Origin of the sequence: Cobetia sp. MC34, assembly GCF_018340035.1 — a bacterium.
Taxonomy (GTDB): domain Bacteria; phylum Pseudomonadota; class Gammaproteobacteria; order Pseudomonadales; family Halomonadaceae; genus Cobetia; species Cobetia amphilecti.
The window spans coordinates 111,766-122,109 of the sequence record NZ_JADPPY010000009.1; the positions used below are offsets into that span (position 1 = coordinate 111,766).

At 59.7% G+C, this 10,344-nt stretch carries 10 protein-coding genes; 5 read left to right on the forward strand and 5 right to left on the reverse strand.

Going from position 1 to position 10,344, the window contains the following annotated elements; genetic code table 11:
- Positions 1-136 precede the first annotated feature (136 nt).
- Together IZU87_RS07230 and IZU87_RS07235 are read left to right on the forward strand one after the other, a co-directional pair.
- Positions 137-709, forward strand: a complete 573-nt coding sequence (locus IZU87_RS07230; protein WP_213114134.1) for a helix-turn-helix domain-containing protein — start codon at positions 137-139, stop codon at positions 707-709.
- A gap of 96 nt (positions 710-805) precedes the next feature.
- The gene (locus IZU87_RS07235) at positions 806-1,843 is read left to right on the forward strand and encodes a hypothetical protein (RefSeq protein ID WP_213114135.1); all 1,038 of its coding nucleotides are present in this window, start codon (positions 806-808) and stop codon (positions 1,841-1,843) included.
- Between the two features lie 294 nt (positions 1,844-2,137).
- Here the strand turns inward: IZU87_RS07235 and IZU87_RS07240 are convergent, their stop codons facing one another.
- The 3 genes from IZU87_RS07240 to IZU87_RS07250 all read right to left on the reverse strand — a co-directional run bounded on the left by IZU87_RS07240 (position 2,138) and on the right by IZU87_RS07250 (position 4,308).
- Positions 2,138-2,587, reverse strand: coding sequence for a DUF3455 domain-containing protein (locus IZU87_RS07240; protein WP_249330481.1), 450 nt, complete (start codon positions 2,585-2,587; stop codon positions 2,138-2,140).
- A gap of 358 nt (positions 2,588-2,945) precedes the next feature.
- The gene (locus tag IZU87_RS07245) at positions 2,946-3,485 is read right to left on the reverse strand and encodes a redoxin domain-containing protein (protein WP_213114137.1); all 540 of its coding nucleotides are present in this window, start codon (positions 3,483-3,485) and stop codon (positions 2,946-2,948) included.
- A 253-nt stretch (positions 3,486-3,738) separates the two neighbouring features.
- Positions 3,739-4,308, reverse strand: a complete 570-nt coding sequence (locus tag IZU87_RS07250) for a manganese efflux pump MntP (RefSeq protein WP_213114138.1) — start codon at positions 4,306-4,308, stop codon at positions 3,739-3,741.
- 383 nt (positions 4,309-4,691) lie between these two features.
- On the opposite strand from IZU87_RS07250, the gene yghU reads away from it, so the two are divergent.
- On the forward strand, positions 4,692-5,555 hold the full coding sequence (gene yghU, locus IZU87_RS07255) for a glutathione-dependent disulfide-bond oxidoreductase (RefSeq protein ID WP_153635652.1): 864 nt from the start codon (positions 4,692-4,694) through the stop codon (positions 5,553-5,555).
- 144 nt (positions 5,556-5,699) lie between these two features.
- Here yghU and IZU87_RS07260 read toward each other — a convergent pair whose 3' ends face one another.
- Together IZU87_RS07260 and IZU87_RS07265 are read right to left on the reverse strand one after the other, a co-directional pair.
- On the reverse strand, positions 5,700-6,764 hold the full coding sequence (locus tag IZU87_RS07260; protein ID WP_213114139.1) for an alcohol dehydrogenase family protein: 1,065 nt from the start codon (positions 6,762-6,764) through the stop codon (positions 5,700-5,702).
- Positions 6,761-7,282 carry a TetR/AcrR family transcriptional regulator gene (locus tag IZU87_RS07265; protein WP_213114140.1) on the reverse strand — a complete coding sequence of 174 codons (522 nt, stop codon included), beginning with the start codon at positions 7,280-7,282 and terminating at the stop codon, positions 6,761-6,763. Before IZU87_RS07265 ends, IZU87_RS07260 begins: the two co-directional genes overlap by 4 nt.
- 384 nt (positions 7,283-7,666) lie before the next feature.
- Here IZU87_RS07265 and IZU87_RS07270 point away from each other — a divergent pair, with 384 nt between their 5' ends.
- Both IZU87_RS07270 and IZU87_RS17880 read left to right on the forward strand, forming a co-directional pair.
- Positions 7,667-9,817: a TonB-dependent siderophore receptor gene (locus tag IZU87_RS07270; RefSeq protein WP_349305166.1), complete on the forward strand. Its 2,151-nt coding sequence runs from the start codon at positions 7,667-7,669 to the stop codon at positions 9,815-9,817.
- Between the two features lie 360 nt (positions 9,818-10,177).
- The coding region (locus tag IZU87_RS17880) for a transposase domain-containing protein (RefSeq protein WP_213114151.1) at positions 10,178-10,344 on the forward strand (167 nt) is incomplete at its 3' end.

The window sequence follows — 10,344 nt, forward strand, 5'->3', positions numbered from 1 at the left end:
TGAGCGATCCAGTGGATGACGGGCATGGTCAGTCAAGAACACATGCGGCATGATTCAGGGACATTGAGGTAGCAAGGGAAGGGAGCTTGAGGCCAGTGGGATGCCGGCTTCCCTCATCGTCAGCGGGATTGTACGGATGCGCACTATATTGCACAACAGTAAAGATCGACCCGATGTTCTGGTCCATGTCGCGGCCAATGTTCGCCGTCTGCGCCTGGCCGCCGAGCTGAGTCAGCAGGCACTCGCGGATCAGGCCGAAATCAGTCGCCGCATGCTGGTGAACATCGAGAAGGGCGACGTCAATGTCAGCCTCGGCATGCTTGACAAGCTCGCCGAGGCGCTAGGGGTGCTCTTCTACGCGCTGGTGCAGCCCCCGGAAAGCGAAGACTCGGCACGCATCAATGAGGTGGCGTGGGTCGGACAGGTACCCGAAAGTCGCGCCGTGCTGCTGGCCAGCAAGCCGGCGACCCAGGAAGTCGAGTTATGGGACTGGACCCTAGCCCCCGGCGAGCACTATGACTCCGCGCCCGATGATGCCGGCTGGCACGAGATGCTGGTGGTCACGCAAGGCGAGCTGACCCTCACGCTGGAACGTGAGGAAATCGTCATTCAGGCTGGGGATTTCCATGTCTATCCCAGTGATCAGGCCTACCGCTACCACAACACTGGCACCGGGTTGCTTCGCTTCATTCGCAATGTGCTGCACTGATGGTGATTGTGGTTCAAGGTCTTCAAGTGGTTAGTACGAACTCAATCCCGCATGGCCTGTCCCACTGTCATGACGTTTCATTACAAGGAGCCATGCATGGCGAAGGTACGTATCACGCAACAGGGCACGATCCATTGTTTCCCGGCCGGCTTGAAGGATGAGGATGGCAAGCTGGTGAACGCCGAGATTTCCGCCGTGGCCTATGACGGCGAGCGTCTGTTGATGGCGAGTGACAAGCCGATTCCGGGCGAGGGGCGCTCGGCGGTCTTTTCCTTGCCGCTGGATTCTCGCGGACCGGATGACAGTCAGCTTGAGTATCTGACCACGCCGTTGATCCGTCAGGCGGTCAAATATGAAGACTTCGCGCTGACCACCGATGGCCGTCACATGTTGGCGACTACGGGGTTTGATCGTATCGACAGCGAGAGTCATGCCCTGAATGCCTACAACCACCTGTTGATCTGGCCGCTGGGCGAGCCGGACGAGGTGCAGGTGGTCGACCCGGACCCGCGTGACGGGGTCGAGGGCTCACTGGAATTCCGTCAGAAGCTGGAAGCGGCCATTGGCCAGCCGTACTACAAGATCGAAGGCCTGGCGGTCGTCCCGAGTGACAAGGGCGATGGGCTGATCCTGTTCGGGGTGCGCGAACAAGGCAACTCGCATGATGACTTCGCGTACGTGCGACGCGTCATCGGGGCGCGCTATGCCATGACCGACAGCGACAATATCGAGTTCATCGAGGACCTTCACGACGTCTATGCCTTTGACCCCGCCGAGTATGAGGGCGTGAATCACGAGTGTGGTCTTTCGAGCCTGGAATATGATCCCTATCACGCACGTCTCTATCTGGTGACCAGCTTCGAGACCGAGCAGGGCAGTGAAGAGGTGATCGGGGGCTATCTGTGGGTGCTGTCGCTTTCGGACTTCCACGCAGGCAAGCCCCCGACGCTGGTGACGCATGAGGATGGTCGCGTGCTGGAGCTAGAGCACAAGGCAGAAGGGCTTGCGGTGCTGGATCGCGAACGGCTCTTCGTGGTCTATGACAATGATCGCAACCATGAGCTGGGCAGCGTGGATGAACGCGACGAGCGCCACTCCTGTGAAGCGCCCTATACGATGCTGTCACTGGTCTGACGGCAACTCGTCGGATCAGGCATCTTCTCACGCCGTGGGGAAACAGTCTCACGGCTTTTGCGTAGAAATGGGAAGCTGTCTGACTTCGCGATGGCCTCCCTGATTACCACTGTTATCGTCAGCATGTAGCTAAAGAGGTCCATGCTGAATCATCATTTCCCAGCCAGGATTGATGACGACAAAGCCCCGACATGCACACGCATGTCAGGGCTTTTCATGATCGCACCTTCCCTGTGTCAATGCGCTTTGTCACACGACATCGAGTGGTGAATCCATTTTATTCAAGGCTTGAGATTACATGGCCTTGTAGAACAGGTAATCAGCCTGGTACATCACGATTTCGACCTTGTCCTTGTGAGCTTCATCGCAGGCCATGTCTGGTGCGGCGCCGCCCTGGGTATTGAGACGCTGTACATAGGTGACGCCCTGCATATGGCCTTCACCTTCGGCCGGATTGGCCTCGACCAGCTGCAGCGGAATATTGCCCTTGCCGTTGGGCTCTACCGCCAGCTGTGTACCGGTGATCTTGGAGCCATCCAGGGATTCCCAGGTGGCGGGCGGACCATAGTATTTGCCGACCTGCTTGCCATCGGCATCATTCAGAGCAGCATCCGGACCCTTGAAGACCCAGCCCATGGTGCCATCGTCCTTGGCTTCGCAGGCCCATTTGATCTTGCCGACACCGACGGTTTCCATGGCGACTTCATTGCCTTCTGGCACCGTGACGCTTTCGGGAACGTCCATGGCCTGAGCCAGCGGGCTCAATGCGAGGGCTGCGAAAATACCAGAGATACAGGCGATTGTTTTCATCTTGACGACTCCGTAGACAGGTAAGGTTCAGCTAGCGGTTGCAGGTGTGTCGTTGTCTCCCTTGCACTGTTCATAACGCTGGCCTTTCTCGTTTGGATGTCACGGGATCACATTTTTTTCGTGGTTATACAGGGCTTGTTTTCAGCGCCTATCAGCGGCGTCATGCAAAGAGGCCATAAGCACAAAGAGCGCAGGGTGAAGGCTAGGTGGCAAGCAACAGGACCAGATACACAGACGCCCCGCAGCATGAAGGCTGCGGGGCGTCTGTGTGGCGACATGAACCCTGGGGGATTTAGTCGTAATCGCGGGTGCCGCGAATCGGGTAGTCATTATCCGGCTTGCGGATGAACTCGATGCCACCGATGAGGGTATCCAGATCAGGCCGCACGAAGGGCGCGTTGGCGATTTCCTGAATCTGGATCTTGCCTTCACCATTGACGATGAAGAAGGCAGGCTCCGGGAAGTCGTGATCGGTTTCCTTTTCGCTGCGCGGCGTCGAGATGAACAGCCCCAGCAATTGCATCTGTTCGAGGGTCAGCCCATACGCGAGCGGGAAGTTGACCTCCAGCGACTCGCGATGCTGCGTGAGCTGCTGCTCATCATCGGCAGACACGGCGACCAGGTCGACGCCCTGGGCGCTGAAGCGCTCGCGATAGCTCTCAAGCTTGTTGAGAAACTTGGTGCAGATCGGGCAATGCTTACCGCGATAGACCACGACCAGCTGCCAGTCATGCTCGCCCTGGGGCTTGCCGAGGTTCAGTGCCTCACCGTCGCTGCGTTTGACCTGGATGGCCGGGAATTCACTGCCTGGATGAAGCTTGCGTGTATACATGCAATCTGGCTCCCTTTGGAAGATCACGGCGTTGGCTTTCATGTCACTGCTGATCAGGCGGCGGATATCACGTGTCGGGATATCACTATCTGAGAAATCAAGCGGCTTGAATGACCAGCGACAGGATGCGCCATGTGTCCCCCTTGAATGACGCCATTGTCAGGGGTTTCAAGGGGGCCCCTGGCGCAACGCGAGGGTGCGTTCATCGCCAGGGGCCGCCACGGGGCCGTTCGGGGCGCTTTTCAGCAGAGGATCAACCCAGGTAGCCGGTGTGATCCAGCAGGATGGTCGTGCCGATGCCGATCAGCACCAGGCCACCGATGATTTCCGCGCGCTTGCCGACCATCTTGCCCAGCACACCGCCCAGCATCACGCCGGCGCTAGCCATCACGAAGGTGGCGGTACCGATCGCCAGCGCAGTGGTGACGATGTTCACGCCCGCAAAGGCAAGCCCGGCACCCACGGCCATGGCATCGATACTGGTAGAAAGGCCGGTCAGCATCAGACGAGGTAACGACTGTGGCGTGGTGCAGTCCTCGTCTTCCTCGTCCTTGGAAAGCCCCTCATGAATCATGTGCAAACCGAGCAGCAGCAGCAGGGCGAAGGCGATCCAGTGGTCCCACTGTTCGACATAGACGGCCAGTGAGCGGCCGATCAGCCAGCCGATCACTGGCGTGATGGCTTCGATGACCCCGAAGATGAGGCCGATACGCAGGGCGTCTTTCAGAGAGGGTCGACGTATGGCGGCTCCCTTGCACAAGGCGGCAGCAAAGGCGTCGCAGGACATGGAGAAGGCGAGTAGAAATGTCGATAGCAAAGGCATGAGTCAGGTTTTCCAGGCCGGTTACGAGTCAATAACAGCGAGACACCACCGGCCGGAAGCGTCTGACTGTCATTGGTCTCGCCGAACCTCGTCCTGACTGATCACGGGCATGATCGGATAGGTGGGTCCTCGGTGCCACGGCAATGCCTGCCGACTATGTTGACATCCGAGACTCTCGTTGGGTGACGAGAGCGGGCTACTCCCCAAAAACTGGTGGCATACTAGCAACAAAATCTTGTCATTTCATCCCCTTGTGTCACGAGCGCCTGACCGTCATAACTTGTCTACCGAGTCAGAGCGGCGCCACGCCGACGTATCTGACGCCACCGAAGTCTTGAAGTGTCAGTCTTGAAGCTTCAACAGGATGCCAAGGAGTCAAGGGTATGAGCGACAGTTATCAGCCACCCAAGGTCTGGACATGGGAAAGCGAGAGTGGCGGCAAGTTCGCCAGTACCAATCGGCCGATCGCGGGCCCAACGCATGACAAGGAGCTGCCGGTCGGCGAGCATCCCTTCCAGCTCTACTCCATGGCGACCCCCAACGGCGTGAAGGCCACCATCATGTTCGAGGAGCTGCTGGCGCTCGGGCATAGCGGTGCCGAATACGATGCCTGGCCGATCCGTATCGGCGAAGGCGATCAGTTCGGCAGTGATTTCGTTGCGATCAATCCCAATTCCAAGATCCCCGCGCTGATGGACAGAAGCGGCGAGACGCCGATTCGCGTGTTCGAATCCGGCTCCATCCTGCTGCATCTGGCCGAGAAGTTCGGCGCCTTGATCCCCAAGGACCCCGCCAAGCGTGTCGAAGTCATGAACTGGCTGTTCTGGCAGATGGGCTCTGCGCCGTACCTGGGCGGTGGTTTTGGCCACTTCTATGCCTACGCCCCGGAGAAGCTCGAGTACCCGATCAATCGCTTCGCGATGGAGACCAAGCGTCAACTGGACGTACTGGATCGTCAGCTGGCCGACAATGCCTACATCGCCGGTGACGAATACAGCATCGCGGATATCGCCATCTACGCCTGGTATGGCGCACTTGTCGAAGGCAAGCTCTATGACGCCGCCGAGTTCCTCTCCGTGCAGGACTACACGCACGTGCAGCGCTGGGCCAAGTCGATTGCCGAACGCCCGGCGGTCAAGCGGGGTCGCATGGTCAATCGTTTCTGGGGAGAGCCGCAGGAGCAGCTGATCGAGCGCCACTCGGCGAGCGACTTCGAGACCAACACCGAAGACAAGCGTAGCGACTGATTATCGCGACACGTTCGTCAGACAGAGATCGTCTGGCAGTGACCGTCGAGTAATGACTGCCGAGCAATCAGCGTTCAGTCACAACAAGGGCTACCCATCGGGTAGCCCTTTTGCGTTCTGGCCGGTCGCGCGGGCAGGGGGCTTTCAGTCCTGACGGACCTTGAGCACGACCTTGCCCACGTGACCTTTCTGCTGGAAGACCTCCTGGGCGGTGGCTATCTCGGCCAGCGCGAAGGTGTCAGCGACCAGCGGCTTGATGTTGCCTTGCTCGATATGGCGCACGAGATTGGGGAAGACCTCCGGCTCCAGCACCGTGCAGCCGAAGAAGCTCAAGTCCTTCAGGTACAGCGTGCGCAGGTCGAGTTCCACCATCTCGCCACCGATGGCGCCCGCGACGGCGTAGCGCCCCTTATAGCCCAGGATGTCCAGCAGTTGCGGCCATTGCGGGCCGCCCACCAGATCGATGACCACCTCAACACTGTGGCCGTTGAGCGCCTCGTCGAGAGGCTGATCGCGCAGCACGATGTCATCGGCTCCGAGATCGCGCAGGGCATCGGCCTTGGCCGCGCTGGTCACGGCAATCACATGAGCACCACGGGCCTTGGCAAGCTGGACGGCCGCGGAGCCGACCCCACCGGAGGCGCCGGTGATCAACACGCGCTCGCCCTTGGCAAGCTGTGCGCGGGTCAGCATATTCTCGGCGGTGGAGTAGGAGCAGGGGAAGGAGGCGAGTTCCACATCGCTGAGTGAGCTCTCGACGCTCAGGGCATGGCGCGCTGCTACCCGGGTGTATTCGGCAAAGCCGCCATCGCATTTGGCGCCGATATACCAGGCGGACTCCAGCGTCTGGCCGTCGTGCTCCCTCAGGCAAGGCTCGATCAGTACACGCTCGCCGAGGCGCGCCTGGCTGACGTCTGAGCCGACCGCGACGATCTCGCCGCAGATATCGGCCCCCTGGATGCGCGGGAAATGGATCGGCTGCCCGGACCAGCTGGCATCCTCTGCCTCGCCATCGCCCTTGGAGTACCAGGCCAGCCGCGTGTTGAGGTCGGTATTGTTGACGCCAGCCGCGCCGACCCGCACCAGCACGTCACGCGGGCCGGGAGTCGGGCGAGGAATGTCGTCACGCACTTCCAGCACTTCCGGGCCGCCATGCCCGGTCAGGTAGACGCCGAGCATGCTGTCTTTGCTTGTGGCAAGTGAGCTCATCGGTGGGGTGCTCCCAGTAGGGTCATTGTGGTGGAAAGTGCGGCCTCGATGGCCTTCTCCCCTAGCACCAGCCAAGCAGAAGAGGCGCCTTCATGGATCAGGAACAGCTCGGTGGCGAGGTCTGGGCGGCGGCTGCGTTGGCCGAGCCACTCGAGAGTCTCGTGCTTGTGGCGGTCGACTGCCTCGCGCACCTGCGGGTTATCGGGAAAGGCCGCCAGGGCATTGACCGACATGCAGCCATTGGGCGCCTCGAACGCCATCCAGTGGCCCAGCCGCTGGTAGAGGTGGCTGAGCGCCGCAGCGCCATCCGCGGGCACTCCCTCTTCGAGGAAGGCCATATAGCGCTCGTGGCGATGCTGAAGCGCACCGATCACCATGCTCTCCTTGGAGGGGAAGTGGCGATAGAGGGTGCGCAGACTCACGTCTGACGCTGCCTTGAGCTCGGCAACACTCGGTTCTGCGAAGCCGCGCTGGCTGAAGAGCGTCTCCAGGCGGGCGGCGATATCGTGCTGAATCATGTCGGTGCCATGGTCGAATCAACGAGGGAGAGTGTTCATTCTACCTACGCAGGGTAGAGCGTCCATTCTCCCTATGTCAATGCAGCGTTTCCCAAGCCTTGTGTCATTGCTCCCATGTTCTGAAGTCGCGCATTGCGCGTGTGACACTTCGATGTCAGTACAATTACGCAATTAGAAGTTTGCTGAGCGTTAAATAAGGCAAAGCCCAGGTCATTCCGCGGAAAAATCACGCATTTTTCGTTGCGGTAGCATTTGATAAAGATTAGCATTCGCGACTTATTTACTGGCGCGGGGGGCGTCAGTCATGGCCACTTTCTGCTCATCGAGCAGATGAAAGGTGTGGTTCAGCAGGACGCTGTCGCATCGCGTACAAAGGGTTTTCAGGTGCCAAATCATTCTCGGGATAGCGCTGCAAGCACGAACAAGGGACATTTCTCCTGCCTGATCTTCACCCTGATGGTATTGCCGGGCACTTCGCTGGCGGCAGAGGGTGCCACCTCAAGCGAGTCGCCGGTCGCGAATTCGGTGATTGTGGTAACCGGAGAGCGTGAAGGCGAAGTGGCGCCGGGCAGCTACCGCGCCGAGGCCTCGAGCCTGGCCAACAAGCAATCGGTGGACTTCCTCGAGCAGGCGCGCACCATCAATGTCGTGACCCAGCAGGTCATGCATGATTTCAATCTTGATGATCTGGAAGAGGCGCTGCAGCCGGTCGCGGGTATCCAGCTGGGCAACACCCTGGGGGGCACCGAGGACGGCTTCGTCAAGCGAGGCTTCGGCAGCAACAGTGATGGCTCGATGCTGATCGACGGCATCCGTCAGCCGCGCCGTACCTACACCACGGCGACCGTGGACCGCGTCGAGGTGCTCAAGGGGCCGTCATCGCTCTTCCAGGGCCAGCAGAACCCCGGCGGCGTGATCAACATGGTCACCAAGCGCCCGCAGTACGAGACGCACACCGAGATCAGTGGCGAGGTCAGCTCCTTCGGCGGTGGCAATACCACCCTGGACACCACCGGCCCCATCGAGGATACCGGCCTGGCCTATCGCTTCATCCTCTCGCATGAGGATGAGGACTCCTGGCGCGAATACGGCAATGACCGTCGCACCACCATCGCCCCGTCACTGCGTTGGGAGGGTGAGCACAGCAGTGCCCAGATCAGCTACGAGTATCAGGACTACGAGCTGGATTTCGATCGTGGCACCGTCTTCTACAACGGCAGCGCCGCCAACGTCACGCGTGGCACGCGTTTCGATGAATCCTGGAACCGCGTCTATGGCCATGACGAGTCCGTCAACGCCTGGTGGAAGCAGGATGTCACCGACAACTGGGACATGAAGCTGACCTACGGCTGGACGCGTCGCCAGTACAGTGACGCGCGTGCCAATGTCACCGACGTCAGCGACAGCGGCGATGTGACCGTGCGCGCCGAAGAGAACCAGGGCTATGATCGCAGCGAGCACTACACGGCGCTGGACGCCATGGGCGATGTCGAGATCGCGGGCCAGCGTCACCAGCTGGTCATCGGGGCGGACTACGAGACCACTCGCGACTATCTGGATGAGCGCTATTTCGGCGATTCCGTCACGGTCTCCACCGTCACTGACGTGAACCACGGCCAGCTGGCCCAGGTGACCTCCGACGACATCAACACCTCACGCAGCAATCGTCTCGACGAGACCCAGGCCATCGGGGTCTATGTCAGCGACCGCTGGTATCTGACAGACAAGTGGATTCTGGGCCTTGGCGGGCGCTACACCTGGTTCGATCAGCAGAGCGGGCAGGGCGAGGACTTCGTGTCTGACCCCGATTACAGCGACGACCTGTTCCTGCCCTCCGCGAATCTGCTGTATCGCATTGACGATGCCAGCTCCGCCTACATCAGCTACAGCGAATCCTTCGTGCCGAACGGCAGCGACAGTGACAGCGGCGAGAGCCTCGACCCCGAGCTCGGCAAGGGTTACGAGATCGGCTACAAGCGTCAGTGGAATCCGCGTCTGGCGACCTCCGTGGCGCTCTACCAGATCCGCAAGGAAAACGTCGCAGTCACTGACAATGGTGTGACTCGCACCATCGGTGAAGCCGGCTCGCAAGGCCTGGAATTCAGCCTCGAAGGGGCCCTGACGGACCGCACTTCCTTGCTGTTCAGCTACGCCTACACCGATACCGAAGTGCTGGAGGATACCGAAGGCACCGAGGGCAATCGTCTGCCGAATGCGGCGCTCAACGCGGCCAGCCTCTATCTGGCACATGATCTGGCGATCGATCCGTCCTACGGCGAGTGGCGTGTCGGCGGTGGCGTGCGCTATGTCGGCGAGCGTGAAGGCGATGACGACAACAGCTTCTCGATGGATGCCTATACCGTCGCAGATGCCTTCGTCGGCTGGCGTCATGACTTCTTCGGCCCGGACACCGAATTCAAGCTGAATGCGAAGAACCTGTTCGATACTGGTTACTACTACGGCAGCGGCGGCGATACCCGCGTGCTGGTGGGTGACCCGATGGAAATCACCCTGTCGGCCAGCGTCGGCTGGTAATGCGGCCCCCTCTGGCAGGCTGACTCGCCAGGGGCGGCTAGATGCCAGAATAATCACGACATATAGACAGTCATGACATATAGAAAGTCACGACATCCAGACAGGCATGACAGACGATATAAGCCAGTTTCGGAAGTCGGGTGATCTGGTGACCTGGTCATAGACTGGTGACCTGGTCATAGACTGGTGACCTGGTCATAGACTGGTGATCTGGTAATAGACTGGTGATCTGGTAATGGGCTGGTGATCTAGAAATAAAAAGGGGCGCTCATCAGCGTAATGCCAGTCAGTTAAGCCTATTCTCCATAAGCTGATCATGAGACCTTCCTGTGCCAGGTACACTTATTATGGGAAGGTCTCATGCATTTCAGCGACGCCATTGATGCCATTGCCAAGGCGGCACCCGAGGATTTCTCCAGTCTATCTGAGGTGCTCTCTCCCGAACTCATCGACAGCTGTCTTGAAGAAGCCGGCGTGGCCACATTGCGCAAGCGGCGATTACCTCTGGACATGGTGGTCTGGGCCGT